Source organism: Lentzea waywayandensis (assembly GCF_900115955.1).
In the GTDB taxonomy this organism is placed as follows: Bacteria; Actinomycetota; Actinomycetes; order Mycobacteriales; family Pseudonocardiaceae; genus Lentzea; species Lentzea waywayandensis.
The window spans coordinates 102770-123073 of the sequence record NZ_FOYL01000006.1 but is presented as its reverse complement, the minus strand read 5'-3'; the positions used below and the strand labels follow the sequence as shown (position 1 = coordinate 123073).

Sequence of the window (20304 nt, the reverse complement as noted above, 5' to 3'; positions counted from 1 at the left end):
CGGCATGCCGCACGTGAACATCAAGCACTTCCCTGCACCGCTCAACGAGGAGCAGACGTCCGAGCTGGTGGCGGCCATCACCGAGGCGGTGACACGGGCGTTCGGCTGCGACGAGGGCGTCGTGTCGATCGCCGTGGAACCGGTCGACCCGCAGGCGTGGCAGGAACAGGTCTACGCGCCGGAGATCTTGGAACGCAAGGAGTTCCTGCGCAAGACCCCGAGCTACTGAGGTGCCGATGAACATTCCCCTGGTGTACGGCGAGGAAGTGGCCGAGGCGATCACGGCGGGGCAGCCCGTCGTGGCGCTTCCGTCGGGTGTGCTCAGGTCCGGCCCGGACAGCGCCGAGACCGCGCGCCTGGTCGAGGACGCGGTGCGCGCGAGCGGGTCGGTGCCCGCCACGATCGGCATCGACAAGGGCCGGATCCTCGTCGGCCTCTCGGAGACCGACATCGAGCGATTCGCTTCCACACCAGGCGTTCCGGAGGTCGGCAGCCGGGACCTGCCGGTCGTGCTGGCCCGCGGGACGATGGGCGCGACGACCGTCGCGTCCTCGTTGATCGCGGCCGAGCTGGCGGGGCTGAAGTTCCTGTCCGCGGCCGCGGTGGGCGGCGTGCACCGCGACGCCCGCCGCGTCTCGCCGGATCTCGTCCAGTTCACCCGCTCGAAGGTCGCGGTGGTCTGCGCGGGCGCCAGGAGCACCCTCGATCTCGGCCTCACGCTGGAGTTCCTGGAAACGCACGGCGTTCCGGTCGTCGCTTACCGATCGGACGACTTCCCGGCGTTCTACTGCGTGTCCAGCGGACTGCGCGGTCCGCACCGCGTGGACGACCCGGCCGTGCTCGCCCGAGCGATCGAGAGCCACTGGGCGCTCGGCAACCCCGGCTCGTTCCTCGTCACCACCCCGACCAAGCCCGCGGACGCCATCGACGGCGCCGAGATCGAGTCCGTGATCACCGCCGCGCTCGCCGCGGGAACGAAGTACCTCGAGCGTGCCGTGGACCGCGCGACGGAGGGGCGTTCCGCGAAGGCCGGGATGGCGGTGCTGATCAACACCGCCGAGGTCGCCGGCGAGCTCGCCGCCGCCCACGCGAAGGAGTTCCCCTCGTGAACCGTTGCGCGATCTTCGACCTGGACGGCACGCTGGTCGACTCCCCGCGCGGGATCGTCACGACGTTCGCCGCGGTGTTCGCCCAGCTCGATCTGCCCACAGTGGACTCTCCGACCATTCGCGGCACGATCGGGCTGCCGCTGCCGTCGGCGTTCGCGAAGGTCCTCGGGCTGCCCGAGGACGAACCGGTGGTCGCCCGGTGCGTCGAGGTCTACCAGTCGACGTTCCGCAAGATCGTGCTGCCGATGGCGACGCAACTGGTGTTCCCCGGCGTGTACGACGGACTCCAGTCGTTGCGGGAGGACGGTTTCCGGCTCGCCGTCGCGACCAGCAAGTTCATCGTGAACGCCGAGGCGCTGCTCACCGCTGCCGGTCTGCGCGAGGAGTTCTCCGTCGTCGTCGGCGCGGACCAGGTCGCGAAACCCAAGCCCGACCCGGAGTCCGGTCTTCTCGTGCTGCGCAAGCTCGGCGTGGCACCGCGCAACGCGGTCATGGTCGGCGACACCACGCACGACATCCACATGGCGCACGGGGCCGGGATGTCGTCCATCGGCGTGAGCTACGGCGTGCACAGCGTCGACCAGCTGCTCAGCGCGAGCCCGACCTGGCTGGTCGACTCGTTCGCCGGAGTCGTGGCGGCGGTGCGGGAGTGCACTTGATTCACCCCAGAGCCTGATCACCACGGGAGCAGGGCGTGACCGCTGCTCGCCTGCCACGTGACGAAGGCCAGCAGTCCGGCGTAGCCGAGCGCGGCGACGGTGATCAGCCGCGCTCGCCTGCCCTCGTCCATCCGCCGCAGCGCGAAGAGCACCACCAACAGCACCTGGACCGCGTGCAGCCCGACGAAGTGGGGCACCCGGAAGTCGCCGGCCTCCCCGATGCCGTGTCCCTGGTACATCACGATCTCCCGGCCGTTGGCGTCGACGACCGTGCGCTGGTGGACCTCGGTGGCCAGGAAGTACACCGGCACGACCATGCCGTACGTCGCCATCGCGAGACCGGCGCGCACCGCCCGCTTCAGCCCGCGGTCGCCGTCCCGTTGCAGCAGCGCCAGCGCCACGATCGCCAGCTGCACGAGGAACAACACCGCCACGCCGTTGGTGAAGACCTGCGTGGCGAGCAGGGTGATCGAGTCGGTCGAGGTGTTGAAGTGGCTGAACGTGCCGCGGGCCGCCTGCGTCGTGATCGCCGCGACCTCGGCGAACGCGGCGATCGCGAACGCCGTCCCCATCCAGGAGGCGAACCTGCGTGCTCTCGTGAACGTGCTCAGCAACCACGAGAGCGTGCCGGAGTAGAGGGCGAACGCGAGGCCGAACTTCAGCGGTTTCAGCCAGATCGGCTCACCGAGGAGTTCGCGGTCGTCGAGAAAGATCCCGAACGCGGCGACCAGCGCGAGTCCGAGCATGAGAGCGGTGTTGACCAGGAGTGGGCGATGCCAGTTCGTGAACATGACGGCAATGCTCGAAGGCTGACGCACCGTCAAGGTCAAGCCTTCAGAATGACGGGGTGCTGACGATCAAGCGACTGGCCGAGTACGTCGGGGTCACGGTGCGGGCGGTGCGCCACTACCACCAGACCGGCCTGCTCCCCGAACCCGAACGCGACGCCTCGGGCTACCGGCGTTACCCCGCGCAGGCCGTGGTCGACCTGATCCGCATCAGGACCCTGACGGCGGCCGGCGTGCCGCTGACCCGCGTGCACGAGCTGATCAGGGCGACCCCCGAGCAGTTCGCGGCGGCCGTCGAGGAGATCGGCCAGGGCCTGACCCAGCAGATCGAGGAGCTGGAGCACCGCAAGGCCGGCGTGGCGGCGTTGCAGGCGGGCGACCGGATGTTCCTGCCCGCCGAGATCACCGGCTACCTGGACGAGCTGCGTGCGTTGGGCGTCAGCGAACGCGGCGTGCGCTTCGAACGCGACGGCTGGATCGTGCTCGCCGCCGCCTACCCGGACCAGGTACCGACCTGGATCGCGCAGAAGCGGGAACAGCTGGCGGATCCGGACTTCCGCCAGTTCTACGTCACCTACGACCAGGCCCACGACTGGGACCCGGCCGACCCGCGCCTGCACGACCTGGCCGACGTCATGGCGGCCCGGCTGCGGCAGGAGGCGGCGCAGACCGTGCACGAGGTGCTGACCGCCGACGAGAAGTCACTGCTCGGAGCACACGTGCAGGACTACTCGCCGGCGTGGATCCGGTTGTCGGAACTGGTGCGTCAGCGCACGACGTCGTAGACCAGCTTCTGGATGCCGTTCGAGTACGACTCGCTCTCCACGACCTTGAGCATCTGCTTGTCCTTGTCGGACTCGCTGAACAGCCGCTTGCCCGCGCCGAGCAGCACCGGGAACACCAGCAGGTGGTAGCGGTCGATCAGGCCCGCGTCGGAGAGGCTGCGGTTCAGCGTCGCGCTGCCGTGCAGCGAGATCGGGCCACCGTCGGTCTCCTTGAGCGCGGCCACGTCGTCCAGGGACCGCAGGATCGTGATGTCGCCCCAGTTGCCGACCAGCTGGTCCTCCTTCAGCGTGCTGGACACGACGTACTTCGGCATCGCGTTGTACTGCGGGAAGTAGTCGAGCGTCGGCCACACCGGGGCGAACGCCTCGTAGCTGACCCGGCCCATCATCATGGCCGCGGCTTCTTCCTGCTCACGGCCCTTGATCTCGTAGGCGGCCTCGTCGAACTCGATGTCCTTGAAGGTCCAGCCGGAGCTGCGGTGACCGGGCTCGCCACCGGGTGCCTCGACGACGCCGTCGAGGGAGACGAAGGCGGTGGCGATCAGGGTGCGCATCTGGTTCTCCTCGGTGTTCGCGCTTGCTGTCATCAATGCGTCGAACGGGAGATGCCCGGTATCGACATCTCGCGCGAAGAAAGTTTCCGGCATGAGTGTCGGCGGCGCTGAACACCCCACCGAGTCCAGCGCCGCCGGCCTGATGAGGAGTCTTCCTGGCGGCGGGCCGGCTCACATGGGTGCGGAGCCCCCAATTAACGGACGGGCGTAGGTGATGAGGTCGGCGCGGCTCTGGCGGCCGGTGCGGGCCTTGAGGCTCGCGACGTGGCGTTCGACCGTCCGGGGGGACAGGAACAGCCGTTCGGCTATCTCGGCGTTGCCGAACCGGTCGACGACCAGGCGCAGCACCTCGTACTCGCGGACCGTGACGCCGGCTTTGCGCAGGTCTGCGGGCACGGTGTCGTGGTCACGGCGCCGGCGTTGCCGCGGTGCGCCGGCCTCGCGCAGCACGGCCCGGCAGGCGGCGGCGACGGCGGGCACACCGGACCGGTGGAAGTGCTCCTCGGCCTCGCGCAGCCATTCCAGCGGCTCACCCCAGCCGTCCGCCAGCGCGCTCGGGCCGGCCAGCCGCAGGCCCAGGTAGCGCGGCAGGCCGAGGCCGGTGCTCAGGTCCAGTGCTTCGGCGGCGGCAGCGTTGGCCCCGGCGATCTCACCTTCGCGGCCCAGCAGGATCGCGCGGCTCCACGCGAAGTACGTGCGGTGCAGCTGGACCTGGGACAGGTGCGACTCGGCCAGCCGTTCGTGCTCCGGCCTGCCCGCGAGGCCGTGCGCGACCCGCACCAGCAGCCGCGGGCCCTGGTAGAAGGTGCCGCGGATGATCCGCGGTTCCGTGACGGCCTTCTCCAGCTCGTCGAACTCGGCCAGCGCGCGGTCGTACTGCTCCTCCATCAACGCGCAGATCGCCGAGCTGTACGCCCAGATCTCCGCGGACCCGCCGTGATCACGCAGCCGGGCCAACGCCCTGTCGGTCGCCTTGCGGTTGCCGTGCATGGCCGCGATGCCCGCCTCGATCGCGACGGCCAGCGCCTTCAACGCGTGCAGGCCCAGTTTCTCGGCGGCCTCCCCCGCGCTCGCCCCGTACTTCGCGGACTCCTCGTACTCGCCGCGCACCAGGTAGGTCGCGCCCAGGTGCAGATCGGCGGCTATCAAGATCACGATCGCGCCGGCGTCCGCGGCTGCCTGCCGGGCGGCCAGCAGCGTGTCGACGCCGGCCGTCAGGTACTTGTCGGTGATGCCCAGTTCCAGCAACGCCCGCAGCCGCCACGCCGCGAGTCCGTGCTGTTCGGCGACCTGGAGCCAGCGCTGGATGTGCTGACGGGCCTCGGCGAGGTCCTGCCCCCTGGTGCACCGGGTGAGCACCTCGAGGGCTTCGCAGACGATCTCCGGAGTGCCCGTGGCGGCGGCGCGTTCGGCCAGCGCGCGGGCCTTGGGCAGGAGGTCGAGCTGGTTGAGCCCGAGCAGGAGAGTCGCCTTGACGACGTCCACGTCCGCGCAGGTCTCCTTGGCCGTCGCGAGCAGGTCGAGGCCGCGTTCCCACTGGCCGGCGACGGCGGCGACCCTGGCCTGCGCGAGACGGACGGCCGCACGGCGTTCGGGCTGGGCGTGCGCCGCGGTGAGGGCCTGCTGAAGTCGTTCGCCCAGCGCGAAGGCCCTGGCGCCGTTGTCGGCGGGGACGACGACCGCGGCCAGCGGCAGGACGGCGGCGAGCGCGTCGAGCAGGTCCGCGGTGAGGTCCGGGTCGCCGGTCAGGGCCTGGCCGCGTTCGAGCAGCTCGACGGCGGTGCCGAACCGGCCGAGCGCGGCGGCGTGCTTGCCGGCCCGCACCAGGCAGCCCACGGCCTTCGCGGTCTCGCCGCCCGCCTCCCACAGCTCGGCGATCAGCTCCAACTCGCTGGGACGCAACGCTTCCGTGGCTCGCGCGGCCCTTCTGGCGAGCGTCGCCCGCGCGGTCGGCGTCATCCGGCCCGTGATCGCGTCGGCGGTCAGCGCGTGCCGGAACTGGTGGCCGTGGACGAGCTGCGCGCGTTCGGCGTCCTGCCACAGCTTCGGCGCGTCCGCGCTGGTCACGACGGCCGTGACGACGTCGAGCGGGAACGTCCGCCCGAAGATCGCGGCGGCTTCGAGCACCGCGACGCACTCGGGCCCGAGCGCGTCGACCCGCTGCAACGTGGCCGCCGCGACCGTCGGCGGCACGGCCCGCAGGTCGCCGTTGATCAGCTCCTCGACGACGAACGGCACGCCGTCGGAGACCTCGACCAGCTGAGCCAGGACGTCGTCCGGCGCCGGTTCGCCCAGGCAGTGGCGGGCGAGCTCGGCGACCTCCTCGTGGGTCAGCCCGGTGAGCCGCACCGTCCCGGCCGCCCGGCGTGCGGTGGCCTCGTCCGCCAGTCGTTGCGCGCCATCGGGATGAGGCCGCAGCGTGGCGATCAGCAGGACGGGTTCGTCCGCGAGGTTGTCGAGCAGGTAGTCGACGACGGCCAGGGTCTCGCCGTCCGCGTCGTGCAGATCCTCCAGCACCAGAACGGTCTTCTCGGCCGTGAGCAACCGCAGGACGGCCTCGGCCCTGACCACGGCCGGATCGGGAACACCGGCGGGCGCGTCCGGGGTCATCCGCAGCAGCACGGGCAGGTAGGCGCCGAGCTGCTTCTCGTCCGGTGCGTCGGCCTTGCGGAAAGCGGACAGAACCGCCTCGCACAGCGCCCGCAACGGCACCGCCCGGCTCGCCCGGCCCCTGAGCACGCGAAACCCGCGGCGCGAGGCGTACCCGGCGATCTCGGACGCCAGCCGCGACTTGCCGATTCCCGGCTCCCCCACCAGGAACATCCCGCCGCCGCGACGGTGTTCGGCCCTGGTCACCGCGGCCCGCAGTGCTGAGGTCTCCTCGCCACGACCGACCAGCACAGGGGACTGGAACTGCATGGCGCACGACAGTACTAGTTCCGCAGCCGGTCAGGAATCGAGAAGCGAGGCGCGGCCCTCGCACTTACCGTTGTCCTCAACAACGACCCAGGAGGACAGCGAAAATGGCCGGTAGCAAGGGAATCCGTCGGTTCCACCGCATGGTGAGCATGGTGTTCATGGCCACCGTCGTGTTCACGGCCGTCGCGCTGACCGTCGACAGCTCGGTGGTGTGGGTGTCGTACGTGCCGCTGCTGCCGTTGTTCGTCCTGATGGGAACGGGCGTCTACATGTGGTTCCTGCCGCAGATCGCCCGCCGCCGCGCGCAACGAGCCGCCTAACCGCTGAGGCGGTCCTCCAGGTGCGTGAGGGTGGCGTCGAGCGCCACCCCGTACACCGCGATCCGGCACGCCAGCCGCCACAGCGTCACGTCCGTCGGCGCCACGGCCAGGCTGATCACCAGCTCCCGCACGAGCCGTCGCGTCTGCGCGACCAGCACCCCGACGCTCTCGGTGATCTCCCCGAACGCCGCCGACACCGAACTCAGGCCCCGGATCGCGTCGATGTTGTGGCCCATCAACCGCAGATGCTCCTCTGCGCCGCTCCACCCGGGAGCGTCGTACTCCAGCAGATCTTCGAGCTCGTCGGCCATGTCCTGCTGCTCGGCCGCGATGTTGTACCAGGTCATCGCATGTGCGGCGACGACGTCCGGCAGCCCGGTGAGCTCGTCCAGCACGTCCCGCAGCGGCCCGATCCGTTCCAACGCCGCCCGCGCCGAGTCCTCGACCGGCACGACCAGCGACGGCAGGGCAGCCTCCCGAACGGGGTCGGGGCGAGGCGGCCGCACGCCGTAGAGGTCGTACAACCCGGCCACGATGAGCCGCAGGTTCTCCTCGACGTAGGAGACCAGCTCGTCCTGCCGTGCGTGCTTCTCCAGGACGGGGTGGATGATCCACCGGCACAGCCGCCCGTACACGGTCTCGTCCCCGACGACGACCGCGCTGGCCTCGTGCACGGCCGCGAACCGCACGCGCACGGCCTCGATCCGGCCTGCGTGGCGGACGATCTGGCCGGTCACGCGACTCCTTCGGTTCGACGATCACTCGCCCGGCCAACGTTAGTGGTGGCGGACGCGGGCTTGACCTTGCACCACGGTGCAGGGCTCATGGTGAGCGGCATGACGCGAGAACACGTGGCCCGCTGGGGCAAAGCCGGCGCGCTGTACGACCTCGTGGCGAGCATCGCGTTCGTCACGCCCTGGACCGGCGCACTGGTGCTGGAGCTGCTCGGCACGCCTCACACCAAGGAGACGCTCCTGTTCTCCACGCTGTTCGGCACGGTCGTGGTGATGTGGTCGATCGTCCGCTGGCTGCGCCCCGAACCGTTGCTGATCGCCGCCGACACCGCAGGGCGCGCTCTGTTCAGCCTCTGGTTCGCCTGGGCGTTGTGGAACGGGCACACCCCGGCGCTGGCGGGGTTCCTGGTGCTCGAGCTGTTCTGGGGCGCGGCGCAGCTGCGCGCGCTGGTCCGGAGGTAGCGTCCGGTGGTGCGCATATCCGAACTGGCCCGCGCCGCCGGGGTGGGCATCAGCACCGTGCGGTTCTACGAGCGACGCGGCCTCGTCGTGCCCACCGCCCGCACCCACGGCGGCTACCGCCACTACGACCGGGAAGCGTTGAAGCGGTTGAAGTTCATCCGCCGCGCGGCACGGCTCGGCTTCACGCTCACCGAGGTCGAGCAGATCCTCACCGCCTCCACGACACCCGACGTCGGTGACGTGATCACCGGCAAGGTCGCCGAGATCGAACAGCGGATGCGCGACCTGGACCGGGTGCGCCTGGCGTTGCTGGACGTCGCCGAGAACGGCGTCCAGGCTCAGTGCCCGGTGGTGGCGGCGCTGAGCGACTGAGTCCTCGGTGAGCAGAGCTGGACGTCGAGGTGCTCGGCGGTGAACCAGTCCAGGGCCAGTTCGGCGGCGTAGGCGCGGAGCAGGCCGTGCAGGAAGTACCGGCCGGGGCGGAGTTCGGCGAGCAGGTTCACCCGCGTCAGTTCCGCCAGCAACGGCCGGACCTGCGGCGTTCCGGAGAGAGTCGCGGCGGTCTCCGCGGAGATGTCCTGGCCGGAGTGCAGCCCCAGCAGGCGGAACAGGCGCGCCGCCTCTGGGCCCAGCGCGTGGTAGGACCAGGAGAACACCGCGCGGAGGTCCGTGGCCGAGTCGCCGCCGTCGAACGCGTCGAGCCCGCCGCGCAGTTCGGCGGCGATCTCGGTCAGCGGAAACCCGGTGCAGGCGATGCGAGCGGCCACGACTGTCAGCGCGAGCGGCAGACCGGCGCAGCGCCTGACGATCTCGGCCGCGGCTTCGGACTCGGCGAGCCGGCCGAGACGATCCGCGAGCAGGTCGTGTGAGTCCTCTGTGGACAGCAGATCCAGCGCGACGGGATGCGCGCCGTCCACGGCGACCAGGCCGGTCAGCCGATCGCGGCTGGTGACCAGCACCAGGCATCCAGCGAAACGGGACAGCAGCGGCCGCACCTGGTCCGCGTCCCGCGCGTTGTCCAACAGGATCAGCATGCGCTTGCCGGCGACCAAGTCGGGCAACGCCATCGGCTCGCCCGGCCCGAACCCGCGCAGGTTGACGTACAGCTGTCCGTCCGGGAACCGGTCCGCGACCCGATGCGCCCAGTGCAGCGCCAGTGCCGTCTTGCCCACTCCTGCCGTGCCGGTCAACGCCACGATCGGATGCCCACGGGTCAGAGCGGCGTCGAGGGCGGCGAGTTCGCGACCCCGGCCGGTGAACGACCTCGGCGGCGCGGGCAACTGCCGGGGCGCGGTGACCGGCAGCGCCAGGTCCGCGGTGAGGATCTTCTTGTGCAGCGACCGCAGATCGGGCCCGGGATCGGCGCCGAGCTCGTCGGCCAGCCGCAGCCGGACCTGCTCGTAGCGCAGCAACGCGTCGGCCTGCCGCCCGCACCGGTACAGCGCCAGCATCACCTGCCCCGCCAGCCTTTCGTCGAGCGGGAACGCCGCCGCCGTCGCATCCAGCTCGGCCAGCAGCTCGGCGTGCCGTCCCTGGCGCAGCACCAGGTCGTTGCGGTCGAGCAACGCCGCGAACCGCCGTGCCTCCAGCGCCGTCCGCACCCCGGCGAGCCACGGTGTGTCCACAGTGGAGAACGGCTCGCCGCGCCACAGCCCGAGCGCTTCATCAAGCAGCGCAACGGCTTCGCCCGGCTGGGCCCGTGCCCGTTCCACGAGGGCGTGGAACCGGTGCAGGTCCACCGACATCGGGTCGGCGGTCAGCACGTACCCGCCCTGCCGCCCGACGATCCGCACCTCGTCGGGGAGCACCTGCCGAAGCCGCGACACGTAACCGGCGACCGCGTTGCGCGCCCGGTGCGGCACGCTCTCACCCCACACGCGATCCACGAGCACGTCGACGGGCACCAGCCGGTTCGCCTCCACCAGCAACACCGCCAGCACGCATCGCTGCCGGGAGTGACCGATGTCCACGACCCTTCCGTCCACACGGACCTCGACATCGCCGAGCAGTCCGAACTTCACGAGCCACACTCCCCTTCAGGAGCACGAGAACGGCCGCTGAGCAGCCGATCACATAGTTGCCGAAGATCTGCCGAACACCGGACGTCCAGTGTCATTCCCGACAGATCGGTCGCAGGGATCCGATCGTCAGCAGACCTTCGGAGGACACGATGTCCAGGACGTTTCTTCGCCGCATGAGCGCCGCGATCGCACTGACGGCCGCCGCGGTGGCTCTCGCCGGCACGGGCACCTCGTCCGCCGCCGTCACCTACGACCTGCTCCGCAACTCCAACTCCGCCAAGTGCCTCGACGTCGCCGACGGCAGCGGTTCCAACAAGGCCGCGATCGCCCAGTACACCTGCGACGCGACGAAGACCCACCAGCAGTGGACGCTGGAGCAGGTCGGCGACGGCAGCGGCGCTGTGCGCATCAAGGCCGCGCACAGCGGCAAGTGCATCGACATCTGGGACTCCAGCCAGGACCCGACCGCGGACGCGACCCAGTACACCTGCAGCGCCACCAAGTGGAACCAGCAGTTCCTGGTCGAGTACACCGCGTCCGGCACGATGAAGTTCCGGGCGCGTCACAGCGGCCTGTGCCTGGACATCGCCGGCCGCAACTTCAACAACAAGTCGAAGCTGCACCAGAACACGTGCGTCACCCACCGCGCCCAGGAGTTCACCATCGGCTGATCGCCCCCTCACGTGGGTTGTGCCTCTTGCCGGAGGCACAACCCGCCTTCCGGCGTTCCGGCTCGTAGGCTGTCGGGCGTCGGTGGCGAGCGGGAGGTCAAGCGGTGGCAAACGACACGGTGGCGGAACTGATGGCCGAACTGGCCGCGCTCGACGACCCGAAAGCACGTGCGGTCAACGAGAAGCACGGCGACGACCACGGCGTGAACCTCGGCAAGCTCCGTGCGATCGCGAAGCGCCTCAAGACCCAGCAGGACCTCTCGCTCGAACTGTGGGCGACGGGCGACACCGCGGCCCGGCTGCTGGCACTGCTGATCTGCCGCCCCAAGGCGTTCTCCCGCGACCAGCTCGACACCATGCTGCGCGAGGCCAAGCGCCCCAAGGTGCACGACTGGCTCGTGAACTACGTCGTGAAGAAGGGCCCGCACACCGAAGAACTGCGCGTGCTGTGGTTCGACGACCCGGACCCGGTGGTCGCGAGCGCGGGCTGGGCGCTGACCGTCGACCGCGTGGCGAAGCAGCCGGAGGGCCTGGACCTCGACGGTCTGCTCGACGTCGTCGAGAAGGACATGAAGGACGCCCCGGAACGGTTGCAGTGGGCGATGAACCACTGCCTGGCGCAGATCGGCATCGAGCACCCGGCGCTGCGCGCCCGTGCGATCGAGATCGGCGAACGCCTGGAGGTCCTCAAGGACTACCCGACGCCGCCGGGCTGCACGTCACCGTTCGCCCCGATCTGGATCAACGAGATGGTCAAGCGCAAGAACTAGAGCCAGCCGCGTTCGCGGGCGGTGTTCGCCGCCTCGGAACGGTTGCGCGCGCCCAGTTTCGCCATCGCGGTCGACAGGTAGTTGCGGACCGTGCCCTCGGCGAGGTTGAGCCTGGCCGCGATGTCGGCGTTGCTCGCGCCGGTCGTGACCTCCTGCAGCAGCTCGCGTTCGCGCGGTGTCAACGGATCGGCGCTGTCCCACGCGGCCATTGCGAGTTCGGCGGCGACGACGCGTTCGCCGGCGTGGACGCGACGCAGCGCCGAGACCAGATCGGCGATCGGCGCGTCCTTCAGCACGTACCCCGCGACGCCGGCGTCCATCGCGCGCCTCAGGTACCCGCTGCGGGCGAACGTCGTGATGAGCAGGACGCGCGTCGGATCGCCGCGCTCGTTCAGTTCGCGTGCGACGTCCAGCCCCGTGCGGCCCGGCATCTCGATGTCGGTCAGCAGCACGTCCGGCCGGTGTTCCGCCACGGCCGCAAGGGCTTCGTCGCCGTCCCCCGCGGTCGCGACGACGGTGACGTCGGGCTGGAGGTCGAGCAGCTGCGCGAACGCGCCGCGCACCATCGCCTGGTCCTCCGCCAGCACGACCCTGATCACGTGGCCACCTTCAGCGGGACGGCGATGGTGACGGTGGTGCCGGCCGTGGCGGTGCGCGCGACCAGGCCGCCGAGCGCGGCGATCCGTTCGCGCATGCCCGTCAGCCCGTTGCCCTCCGGCGCGTGGCCGCCGACGCCGTCGTCGGCGATCACCAGCCGCAGTTCACCGTCGCGGGCCTCGACCCCGATGTGGCACGTCTTCGCCCGCGCGTGCCGGGCCACGTTGGTCACGGCCTCCCGCAACGCGAGGGCCAGTTCGTGCTCGGTCGAGCCGACGATCACCAGTCCGGGATCCCTGCGCACGACGACCTCGACGCCGAGGCTCGCCAACGCGGTGCGCGCCGCCTCCAGCTCGCTGTCGAGCGACGCGCTGCGCCAGCCGGTGACGGCGTCGCGGATCTCACCCAGCGCCGCGCGGGCCGTGCGTTCGATCTCCGCCGCTTCTTCCTGTGCCCGCACGGGATCCGCGGCGACGAGCTGGGCGCGCAGGATGATCGCGGTCAGCGTGTGGCCGAGCAGGTCGTGCAGGTCGCGGGCGATGCGCTCGCGTTCGGCGAGGGTGGCGAGGTGCTCGATCCGCGCGGTGCGGATGCGCAGGTCGGATCCTTCGCGGTCCCGTTCGGACCACTCGACCTGCACGATGCCGATCACCCACAGGAAGATCAGCGACGGCAGCAGCGCCCACAACCGGTACGGCATCTCGACGACCGACACCACGCCGAACACGCAGATCAACGCGGTCAGGCCGACGAACCACCGCATCGCCACCCGCCGTGACTCCGCGAGGCCCGCGAACGCCCCCGCGTAGACGAAGAGCACGGCGGCACCGGCGTTGAACGGCGTGGCCAGGGCTCCGAGCACGACCGTCGGCACGAGGCACCACCAGCGGACGCGGTCCGGCCGCAGCCACGCCAGCACGTACATCGGGACGAAGGCCACGGCGACGACGGCGACGAGCGCCCAGTCCACCCAGTCCGTGGCCGGGTCGAAGATCGGTGCCCACAGCAGGTTCCCCAGGTAGATCAGGTGCAACCAGCGGGAGATCCCAGCGACTTTTCTCATGACCGCGCATGACGATACGACACGGCCGCGAGCGCCGCAGCCACGATCGCCGTGCCCAGCAACACCAGCACATGCGTCAGCACGGGCCCGCCGGTGAGCTGCGCGCGAGCGAGCTCCGACAGGTGGTAGGTCGGCAGGAACTGTGCCACGTCACGGAAGAACGCGGGCATCATGTCGAGCGGCATCCACTGTCCGGACACGACGGCGGACGGGATGAGGATCGCGTTGAGCACGGCGGCCGCGGCACCCGCGCCGACCTGGAACCCGACCGCGAGACTCAGCAACGCGAACGGCAGCGCGCCGACCACCAGCACACCCAGAACCCGCAGCAGCGCGGGCAAAGGCGCGTTCAACGCACCCGTCACGGCCGCCGTCGCCGTCATCGCGATCAGCACCCCTGCCGCGTAAGGCAGTGCTGCCACCACCTTCGCCGCCAGCGTCACGCCGATCGGCACCGCGGACACCTGCTTCGCCCGCAGCCAGCCGCGTTCCCGGTCGGCCGCGACGCCGATGCCGGGGTTCATCAGCACGACCGAGATCACGCCGAACGCGCCGAACGTGGCGATCATCGTGGTGCCCGAGGACAGCCCGCCGTCGCTGAACTTCCCGAACAGGGACACGAAGAGCGCGAAGAACGCCACCGGCATGACGATGGAGAAGAACAGCGCGGTGGGTTCGCGGACGATACCCCTCAGCTCGTCCGCGAGCTCGACACCGAAAACCTTCCCAGAAATGTGCACGGTCACGCCGCACCCCTTTCGATCAGACCGGCCACTGCCTCTTCCAGCCCGGCACCCTCGACCCGCAGGCCGGTCAGGCCGGGGTCCTCCGCGAGCAGCACCCGCAGCAACGCTTCCGGCGAGCGCGTGCCGAGGCGGACGTGCTCGCCGTCGTTGCGCAGCGACACGACACCGGGCAGCGCTTGGAGGCGCTCCAAGCCGAGCGCCGTTCGGGCGATGACCGTGCGGTCGGGCAGCCGCGCGACCAGTTCGTCCGGCGTGCCCTCGGCGAGCACGCGGCCGCGGTCGAGCACGACGACGCGGTCGGCGACGGCCGAGGACTCCTCGATGATGTGCGTGGTGAGCAGCACGCCGGTCCCGCGCTCACGCCGTTCGGCCAGGATCTGCCAGAACCGCTTGCGGGCGGGCACGTCCAGGCCTGCCGTCGGTTCGTCCAGCACCAGCAGCAACGGGTCACCGACCAGCGCCATGGCCAGCTGGAGCCGTTGCTTCTGACCGCCCGACAGCTTGGCCGCCCGCCGCCCGGCCAGGTCGGTCAGGTCGAGCTCGGCCATCACCGGGCCGGCGGCCGCGCGAGGCCTGCCCGCCCGCACCGCGGCCCCCGTGACCAGCTCGGACACCTTCAGCGTGGTCGGGAACCCGAGCGACTGCTGCACCACCCCGAGATGCCGCCGAGTCGCCGCGACCCGCGGATCACCACCGCGCACGCGCACCGAGCCGGCCTTGGCGGGCAGCAGTCCGATCACCTGGTTGACCAGCGTCGTCTTGCCCGCGCCGTTCGGCCCGAGCAACGCCACGCACTCCCCCGCGCCGACGTCGAGATCGACACCGTCCAACGCTCGCGTGGCACCGTAGTCGTGCCGCGCTCCCCGTACCTCGAGCACCGTTTCCATGGCGTCAAGCCTGGTCGGAGCGGGCTTTCACCAGTAGTGAGGCAGCGTCACGAGGTCAGGATGACAATTGTCATTCCGGCCGGACGGCCTGCGCCCTCGGGTACTTGCGGCCGGGCAACGGCGAGGGCGACCCGGTGAACGACACCGTCGTACCCGCCAGCAGCAGGGTCAGCCCCGACGGCAGCTCGTCGCGCGACACGAACCACGACCCGCCGCGCGTGTCGGTGATGAACCCGTGCGCCTGCCCGGTCTTCCAGCTGGCCACCGTGCCCTTGCGACGTCCGCGCGGCGCTCCCACCGGCGACGCCACCACCTGCGACGACCGCACGAAGGCGCGCCGCAGCGGGTAGTCGGCCTGGTCACCGGGCGCGAACAGCGCGTCGAACCCCGGTGTGAACGGCGCGGCGGCCCGCAACGGCGCGGCGGTGCGCGGAGTCCAGGCGGGCGGCGCCTGCACCGTCCGGATGTCCACCACCGGCACGATCACGTGCACACCCCGCGCCGTCAGCCTCTCCACGAGCGGAGCGAAGTCCGAGTCGCCGGTGAGCAGCACGACCCACTGCAACGGCACCGTCGTCGCCCGGTCCCACGCCTCCAGCGCGAGCAGGACGTCGACGCCCTTCTCCTTGCCGTTGTGCAGCGGCAGGTCGTGCCGCGTGATGCCGGCGGCGGCCAGCGCCCGGTCGAAGGATTCGGCGGGAGTGTCGATTCGACCGCGAACGTAATGCGCCTCCGCGACCACGCACTCGTCCAGCGGACGACCAGTCTCCGTGTGGACGTACCAGCGCAACGCGTCGTGCAGGCCGTCGAGAGAGATGCGCGCGCCCCTGGGGTGCGCGGTGGCGTAGAAATCGCTCAGGTAGGCGAACCACGTGCCGTCGTAGAACACTCCGATCCGGTCGGTCTCACCCACCGGACGAGATTACTACTTCCGGTAGAAGTGCACGTTGCGCCACTGGTGCTCGGCGCTCGCCGTCTTCAACGTGCCGTACACGCCGTACTTGAAGTAGTGGTCGCCCTTGGGGCCGTTGGCCGTGTGCACCTGCTTGCCGTTGATGTAGATCGAGTAGCTGCCGCCGGCCGCGGTGGCGTTGTGGGTGACGTTGATCCGCACCCACTTGCCGTTGATGCCGCTGACCAGGTCCTTGCCGCCCCCGCGCAGGGTGCCGCCGCCACGGGAGAACGACCTGATCATCAACGTGGTGGCGCCGTCGCCGTCGTTGCCGAAGATCTGCATGGCGCTCTCGTCGTCCGTGCCCGCGGTGACCTTGAGCTCACCCTCGAACTGCCGCTGCCCGGTCCGGTAGTTGTCCTGGATCCGCGCCTCGACCCGGTTGGAGCCGTTGTTGACCAGCTTGAAGGTCTGCACCCCGCCCGAGCGGGCGTAGGAGCCGCCGGGCCCGGACGCGCTGGTGGTGCTGCTCGGGTAGGACGTGATCACGCCCTTGCTCTGGATCTGCAGGTTCCACGCGGGACTGTGCTCGGTCCAGCCGCTGCCCACCGGTCCGGCCTGGGCCGCGGGCTGGACGCCGGCCACCATCAGAACGGTGACACCGGCGATCGCCATGAGACGCATCGGGTTGCTCCTTGTGTGTATTCGCAGGGTTCACACAGGCGGCAGCCGAACTCCATCCCAGCGCATCGACGGCGGTACGTCACCCACCGGAATTTCGGTCGAAAGCGGACTGCCCCGGCGCGGCGGGCAGCCCCAGCAACTGGCCCGCGACGTCCAGGAACTCGCCACCGCACTGCCACATCGTCAGATCGGGATCGACGACGAACGGGTCCGCGGGGTCCGCGTCGCCCTCGGCCACGCGATAGGCCAGGGCCTCCGACTCCGATAACGCGAGCACCGTCTCATTGGTGCCGCGCCACACCCGTCTGAACATCACCGCGTTCACGCACGTGAATTGATCACGCACGACAGTCCGCCGGAACCCGCTACGCAGCAACAACTTCATGCATTCTTCGACGCTGCTCACAACATCCGATTCTGGCTGCGCGACGGAGCCGTCCTCATCGTTCATCACTCGATAGGGTCAAATGTTTGAGGCACGTGCACAACGCAGGTGTCCCTCTTTCGTGCAAACAACCAGTCGAGAAGGACCGGATCGGGCTATCGCCTCCGGCTACCGGATGCGCAAGCCTCTGGCGGTGGTCGACATCCAGGCACCAGACCCCGCCTCGCCGCTGTACGACCGTGCCGCGACGCAGATCCCGAGCATCGCCGAGAAAGTGCTGGAGGCGTTCTTCGCCAGATCCGCGACGTACCGGCAGCTGCCGCACCAGCTGGTCGACCGCGAGATCACCGAGGCGGTGACCCGGCACCTCCAGGTCTTCCTGCGTGCCCTGCGCGAACAGCGGCCGCCCGCGCCCGAGGAGCTGGACATGCAGATCGCCACGGCGGTGCGCCGCGCCCAGCAGGGCGTTCCGCTCGACATCGTGCTCAGCACCTACCACGTCGCCGCGACCGTCGGCTGGGAGGCGATGGCCGCGGTCGCCGAGCCGGACGAGGTGCCTGACCTGCTGGCGACGGTGCCGGCGCTGCTGCGGTACCTGAGCGTCGCCGTGCCGGCCGTCGCCGGGTCGTACCTCGCCGAGCAGCAGGCCCTGCACGCCGAACGCCGCGAGGCCGGCCGTGCGCTGGTCGCGGCCCTGCTGACCGGCAGGGAGGCCGAGCCGCTCGCCGAACGGATCGGGCTGGAACTGTCCAGCCATCACGTCGTCGTCGCCGTGCGCGTAGAGGCGCCGTCACTGGCTGAGGGCGTCGACGCGCGGCTCGCCGTCCATGGTCTCGTGCGGCGTCTGCGAGCCGAACTACCGAAGCACGCCCTCTCCGCGTTGGACCACGACGGCGGAACCGTGCTGCTGCCCACCACCGAGGAGGCCGTCGAGTCGGACCTGGAGGACGCCGCCGCGCTGGTCCGCAGCCTGCACACCGCCGCCGGCACCGTCCTGATCGGCGGAATCGCGGTGGCCGAGTGCCGTGAGGACGTTCCCGCCGCCGCCCGTCAGGCCGCCGACATCGCCGAACTGGCCCAGCGCCTCGGACGCCCGCCCGGCGCGTACGTCCTCGACGACGTGCTGCTCGAGTACCAGCTCTGCCGCCCGGGCCCCGGCCGCAAGCGCTTGGCCCGCGTGATGGACCGGCTGGCCGAGCACCCCGACCTGCTGCACACGCTCCGGATGTTCATCAACAGCGACCACAACCGCCACCGCACGGCCGACGAGCTGCACCTGCACCGCAACACGCTCAACTACCGGCTGCGCCGCGTCACCGAGCTCACCGGCTACAACCCTGCCGACCCGACGGACATCCGGCTGCTCTCGGCGTCGCTGATCGTCCACGACCTGAGGTCCTGAAACGCCGACAAGGCGAGCGCACAGTGCGCTCGCCTTGTCGGAAACCACTCGGATCAGTCGCCGTACGGGTTCTGGATCGAGACGTGGACGTGGTCGTAGTGGCCACCGGTCACACCGCCGCCGGCGGTGTAGTTGCGCCAGCCCTCGGACGCGCGGGCGACACTCCAGATCTTGCCCTGCCAGATCACGTACCGGACGTCGAGCTTCACGGCGTGCTTCTGCAGCCAGTAGGCCAGCTTCCAGCCCTGGGCCTTCTGCGTGGCGTTCGGGTACTGGCCGATCGCGTTCGAGATGGTGCAGTCGAGCGCGTTGCCGGTGTTGTGGTTGCTCGTCGAGGGCTCGCCCGGACGGTAGTCACCCACGTAGCACTGCTTCTCGTTGGTCAGCGTGGAGATCTGCGTCCGCACGAACGCGGTGCGCTTGCTGGCCTGAGGCGCGCGGACGGCCTCGGACGGCTGGTTGTTGGTCGGCGGGGTCGGGTAGGTGCCCGGAGCCGGATCCGGGTCGCCACCGGCGTCACCGATGCGGTGCGAGGCGTTCTCGTTCTTGAGCTCGGCCTTGAGATTGCCCTTGGCGCCGGCCGCGAACGTCTGCTTCGCGCCACCGTAGTTGCTGTTGTAGAAGACGGTGACGGCCTTGTTGGTCTTGTTCCAGACCGACGCGGCGTTGTTCTTGACGCACACGCCCTGGCCGTTGCCCGCACCCTTGAACTCGTAGCAGCTCGGCTGCGAGTCGCCGTAGTCGGCGATCGAGGCGGCGAAGTCCGACACCGAGCCCGCGTTGTCGCTGTTGTAGTACAGGCAGAACTCGCCCGTCTCACAGGAACCGTTGCGGTCCGTCGCAGCGTTCGCGACACCCGCCCCGAAGGACGCGCTGACCAGCGCACCCATCAATGCCACAAAAGTGAATTTCTTCAGCACGATTGAACCCTTTGTTCCGTTTCACCGGCCCCCGCACACCCCAGCTGTGAGGGGGAAGCTTCATTTCGACTGAAGGATTGCGAGGGCCGCTGACATTCCGCTGACACCCGCGGCCACCGATTTGTCAGGGGCACACTGGATTCATGAGCGATAAGTGGAACGCGCTGCCCGGTGAGCTGCGGGAGGCGCGCACCGTGCTGGAGCGCGGTGGCTTCTGACTACTTCTCACACGCCTTGCCGTCGCCGTCACCATCGAGGCCGGCACGGTAGCCGGGCTGTCCCCGGTAGAGCGGTGCCGCACCGGCGGCCTTCGCGGCGGCGCAGTTCGCGTAGTACGCGGCTGCCGGCGGCGGGGGTGCCGGGGCTGGCTGCGGCTTCGGCGCCACGGGCTGCGGCGCGACGGGCGGTGCCACGACGGGCGCGGGTTTCACGTCGAGCCCGCCGCACGACGGACCCCAGAACCCCATGGTCGCCCGCTTGGCTGCCGTCTCCGCGACCTGGATCGCCGTGTCCGCACCGGGGATCGCGCGACCAACTCCCTGCCCCACGGCGAGGACCGCGAAGTCCGTGCCGTCGGCCAGCAGCAGTCGCGACGCCTCGGCCTGGACGGTCTTGCCCACCAGGGTCTTCGTCGCGAACTCGACGGCCGCCGCGGCCCAGCACTCGCCGGGCTGCGCGAGTCCGGACAGCACAACCTTGGTGCCGTTGGACAACATCGCCGTACGACCGTCCACGATGGACGCCACCGTCACCGGCGGAGGCGTGGTCGTCGTGGCGGCCGAACTGGCGGTCGTCGTGGTCGTGGTGGTGAGATCAGCCGCGAGGCGGGTGGGCTCCTGCGTGCCGCACGCGGACACCACGAGCAGGAAACCGGCAGCGATCGCGGCTGTCCTCGGCAGCTGCTGGGAAACGGTCATGGCCGCCACATCGCGGCCT

24 protein-coding genes are annotated in these 20304 nt (G+C 70.2%); 10 read left to right on the top strand and 14 right to left on the bottom strand.

All coding sequences use genetic code 11. The annotated features are described in order from the left end of the window. Positions 1-4: 4 nt before the first annotated feature. Genes BM417_RS23735 through BM417_RS23725 form a run of 3 tightly spaced genes read left to right on the top strand, consistent with a single transcriptional unit; the run spans position 5 to position 1768 of the window. On the top strand, positions 5-229 hold the full coding sequence (locus BM417_RS23735; protein WP_093598400.1) for a tautomerase family protein: 225 nt from the start codon (positions 5-7) through the stop codon (positions 227-229). 7 nt (positions 230-236) lie between these two features. Then, the gene (locus BM417_RS23730) at positions 237-1109 is read left to right on the top strand and encodes a pseudouridine-5'-phosphate glycosidase (RefSeq protein WP_093599262.1); all 873 of its coding nucleotides are present in this window, start codon (positions 237-239) and stop codon (positions 1107-1109) included. Then, entirely contained in the window at positions 1106-1768 is a 663-nt protein-coding gene (locus BM417_RS23725) for an HAD family hydrolase (RefSeq protein ID WP_093598397.1), read from the top strand. Before BM417_RS23730 ends, BM417_RS23725 begins: the two co-directional genes overlap by 4 nt. Positions 1769-1785: 17 nt before the next feature. Here BM417_RS23725 and BM417_RS23720 read toward each other — a convergent pair whose 3' ends face one another. Continuing rightward, positions 1786-2559 carry a hypothetical protein gene (locus BM417_RS23720; protein WP_093598394.1) on the bottom strand — a complete coding sequence of 258 codons (774 nt, stop codon included), beginning with the start codon at positions 2557-2559 and terminating at the stop codon, positions 1786-1788. A 56-nt stretch (positions 2560-2615) separates the two neighbouring features. Between BM417_RS23720 and BM417_RS23715 the strand changes: the two genes are divergently transcribed. After that, the gene (locus BM417_RS23715) at positions 2616-3341 is read left to right on the top strand and encodes a MerR family transcriptional regulator (RefSeq protein WP_093598391.1); all 726 of its coding nucleotides are present in this window, start codon (positions 2616-2618) and stop codon (positions 3339-3341) included. On the opposite strand, the gene BM417_RS23710 is transcribed toward BM417_RS23715, so the two are convergent. Both BM417_RS23710 and BM417_RS23705 read right to left on the bottom strand, forming a co-directional pair. Further along, on the bottom strand, positions 3323-3895 hold the full coding sequence (locus tag BM417_RS23710) for a dihydrofolate reductase family protein (protein WP_093599259.1): 573 nt from the start codon (positions 3893-3895) through the stop codon (positions 3323-3325). The two genes, BM417_RS23715 and BM417_RS23710, sit on opposite strands and share 19 nt — an antisense overlap. 171 nt (positions 3896-4066) lie before the next feature. After that, positions 4067-6814, bottom strand: coding sequence for an ATP-binding protein (locus tag BM417_RS23705; RefSeq protein WP_093598388.1), 2748 nt, complete (start codon positions 6812-6814; stop codon positions 4067-4069). Between the two features lie 104 nt (positions 6815-6918). Here BM417_RS23705 and BM417_RS23700 point away from each other — a divergent pair, with 104 nt between their 5' ends. After that, a complete protein-coding gene (locus tag BM417_RS23700; RefSeq protein WP_093598385.1) occupies positions 6919-7134 on the top strand; it encodes a hypothetical protein in 216 nt (71 codons plus the stop codon). On the opposite strand, the gene BM417_RS23695 is transcribed toward BM417_RS23700, so the two are convergent. Then, positions 7131-7871, bottom strand: coding sequence for a hypothetical protein (locus tag BM417_RS23695; protein ID WP_093598382.1), 741 nt, complete (start codon positions 7869-7871; stop codon positions 7131-7133). The two genes, BM417_RS23700 and BM417_RS23695, sit on opposite strands and share 4 nt — an antisense overlap. A gap of 99 nt (positions 7872-7970) precedes the next feature. Between BM417_RS23695 and BM417_RS23690 the strand changes: the two genes are divergently transcribed. Then, positions 7971-8330: a hypothetical protein gene (locus tag BM417_RS23690; protein WP_093599257.1), complete on the top strand. Its 360-nt coding sequence runs from the start codon at positions 7971-7973 to the stop codon at positions 8328-8330. Between the two features lie 9 nt (positions 8331-8339). Then, positions 8340-8702, top strand: a complete 363-nt coding sequence (locus BM417_RS23685; protein WP_177320564.1) for a MerR family transcriptional regulator — start codon at positions 8340-8342, stop codon at positions 8700-8702. Here the strand turns inward: BM417_RS23685 and BM417_RS23680 are convergent. After that, positions 8669-10351: an AfsR/SARP family transcriptional regulator gene (locus tag BM417_RS23680; RefSeq protein ID WP_177320563.1), complete on the bottom strand. Its 1683-nt coding sequence runs from the start codon at positions 10349-10351 to the stop codon at positions 8669-8671. The two genes, BM417_RS23685 and BM417_RS23680, sit on opposite strands and share 34 nt — an antisense overlap. A 173-nt stretch (positions 10352-10524) precedes the next feature. On the opposite strand from BM417_RS23680, the gene BM417_RS23675 reads away from it, so the two are divergent. Both BM417_RS23675 and BM417_RS23670 read left to right on the top strand, forming a co-directional pair. Continuing rightward, positions 10525-11022 carry an RICIN domain-containing protein gene (locus BM417_RS23675; RefSeq protein WP_177320562.1) on the top strand — a complete coding sequence of 166 codons (498 nt, stop codon included), beginning with the start codon at positions 10525-10527 and terminating at the stop codon, positions 11020-11022. Positions 11023-11153: 131 nt separating this feature from the next. Continuing rightward, positions 11154-11792 (top strand): DNA alkylation repair protein, encoded by a 639-nt coding sequence (locus BM417_RS23670; RefSeq protein ID WP_093599254.1) that lies wholly within the window; start codon positions 11154-11156, stop codon positions 11790-11792. Here BM417_RS23670 and BM417_RS23665 read toward each other — a convergent pair. The 7 genes from BM417_RS23665 to BM417_RS48695 all read right to left on the bottom strand — a co-directional run bounded on the left by BM417_RS23665 (position 11789) and on the right by BM417_RS48695 (position 16974). Then, positions 11789-12391, bottom strand: coding sequence for a response regulator transcription factor (locus BM417_RS23665; RefSeq protein WP_093598371.1), 603 nt, complete (start codon positions 12389-12391; stop codon positions 11789-11791). The genes BM417_RS23670 and BM417_RS23665 overlap by 4 nt on opposite strands. After that, positions 12388-13452 carry a sensor histidine kinase gene (locus BM417_RS23660; RefSeq protein WP_093598368.1) on the bottom strand — a complete coding sequence of 355 codons (1065 nt, stop codon included), beginning with the start codon at positions 13450-13452 and terminating at the stop codon, positions 12388-12390. Before BM417_RS23660 ends, BM417_RS23665 begins: the two co-directional genes overlap by 4 nt. Next, complete coding sequence (locus BM417_RS23655) at positions 13449-14198, bottom strand: ABC transporter permease (protein WP_245822126.1); 750 nt, start codon at positions 14196-14198, stop codon at positions 13449-13451. The genes BM417_RS23660 and BM417_RS23655 overlap by 4 nt, the downstream gene beginning before the upstream one ends. Continuing rightward, positions 14195-15085, bottom strand: coding sequence for an ABC transporter ATP-binding protein (locus tag BM417_RS23650; protein ID WP_093598365.1), 891 nt, complete (start codon positions 15083-15085; stop codon positions 14195-14197). The genes BM417_RS23655 and BM417_RS23650 overlap by 4 nt, the downstream gene beginning before the upstream one ends. Before the next feature lie 70 nt (positions 15086-15155). Continuing rightward, positions 15156-15998, bottom strand: a complete 843-nt coding sequence (locus tag BM417_RS23645) for an NYN domain-containing protein (protein ID WP_093598362.1) — start codon at positions 15996-15998, stop codon at positions 15156-15158. Between the two features lie 12 nt (positions 15999-16010). Continuing rightward, positions 16011-16661, bottom strand: a complete 651-nt coding sequence (locus BM417_RS23640) for a hypothetical protein (protein WP_093598359.1) — start codon at positions 16659-16661, stop codon at positions 16011-16013. 79 nt (positions 16662-16740) lie between these two features. After that, positions 16741-16974, bottom strand: coding sequence for a hypothetical protein (locus BM417_RS48695; protein WP_218164531.1), 234 nt, complete (start codon positions 16972-16974; stop codon positions 16741-16743). 247 nt (positions 16975-17221) lie between these two features. Between BM417_RS48695 and BM417_RS23630 the strand changes: the two genes are divergently transcribed. Continuing rightward, on the top strand, positions 17222-18448 hold the full coding sequence (locus BM417_RS23630; RefSeq protein WP_143138778.1) for a PucR family transcriptional regulator: 1227 nt from the start codon (positions 17222-17224) through the stop codon (positions 18446-18448). A 53-nt stretch (positions 18449-18501) separates the two neighbouring features. Here the strand turns inward: BM417_RS23630 and BM417_RS23625 are convergent, their stop codons facing one another. After that, complete coding sequence (locus BM417_RS23625; RefSeq protein WP_245822125.1) at positions 18502-19368, bottom strand: peptidase inhibitor family I36 protein; 867 nt, start codon at positions 19366-19368, stop codon at positions 18502-18504. Between the two features lie 218 nt (positions 19369-19586). After that, entirely contained in the window at positions 19587-20285 is a 699-nt protein-coding gene (locus BM417_RS23620) for an excalibur calcium-binding domain-containing protein (protein ID WP_093598347.1), read from the bottom strand. Positions 20286-20304 lie beyond the last annotated feature (19 nt).

Excerpts from the sequence above, each read along its gene's own strand:
- BM417_RS23735 (WP_093598400.1), top strand. The coding sequence starts at position 5 with ATGCCGCACGTGAACATCAAGCACTTCCCTGCACCGCTCAACGAGGAG.
- BM417_RS23730 (WP_093599262.1), top strand. The coding sequence starts at position 237 with ATGAACATTCCCCTGGTGTACGGCGAGGAAGTGGCCGAGGCGATCACG.
- BM417_RS23720 (WP_093598394.1), bottom strand. The coding sequence starts at position 2,559 with ATGTTCACGAACTGGCATCGCCCACTCCTGGTCAACACCGCTCTCATG.
- BM417_RS23710 (WP_093599259.1), bottom strand. The coding sequence starts at position 3,895 with ATGCGCACCCTGATCGCCACCGCCTTCGTCTCCCTCGACGGCGTCGTC.
- BM417_RS23705 (WP_093598388.1), bottom strand. The coding sequence starts at position 6,814 with ATGCAGTTCCAGTCCCCTGTGCTGGTCGGTCGTGGCGAGGAGACCTCA.
- BM417_RS23700 (WP_093598385.1), top strand. The coding sequence starts at position 6,919 with ATGGCCGGTAGCAAGGGAATCCGTCGGTTCCACCGCATGGTGAGCATG.
- BM417_RS23690 (WP_093599257.1), top strand. The coding sequence starts at position 7,971 with ATGACGCGAGAACACGTGGCCCGCTGGGGCAAAGCCGGCGCGCTGTAC.
- BM417_RS23675 (WP_177320562.1), top strand. The coding sequence starts at position 10,525 with ATGAGCGCCGCGATCGCACTGACGGCCGCCGCGGTGGCTCTCGCCGGC.
- BM417_RS23670 (WP_093599254.1), top strand. The coding sequence starts at position 11,154 with ATGGCCGAACTGGCCGCGCTCGACGACCCGAAAGCACGTGCGGTCAAC.
- BM417_RS23660 (WP_093598368.1), bottom strand. The coding sequence starts at position 13,452 with ATGAGAAAAGTCGCTGGGATCTCCCGCTGGTTGCACCTGATCTACCTG.
- BM417_RS23650 (WP_093598365.1), bottom strand. The coding sequence starts at position 15,085 with ATGGAAACGGTGCTCGAGGTACGGGGAGCGCGGCACGACTACGGTGCC.
- BM417_RS23640 (WP_093598359.1), bottom strand. The coding sequence starts at position 16,661 with ATGCGTCTCATGGCGATCGCCGGTGTCACCGTTCTGATGGTGGCCGGC.
- BM417_RS48695 (WP_218164531.1), bottom strand. The coding sequence starts at position 16,974 with ATGTTCAGACGGGTGTGGCGCGGCACCAATGAGACGGTGCTCGCGTTA.
- BM417_RS23630 (WP_143138778.1), top strand. The coding sequence starts at position 17,222 with ATGCGCAAGCCTCTGGCGGTGGTCGACATCCAGGCACCAGACCCCGCC.
- BM417_RS23620 (WP_093598347.1), bottom strand. The coding sequence starts at position 20,285 with ATGACCGTTTCCCAGCAGCTGCCGAGGACAGCCGCGATCGCTGCCGGT.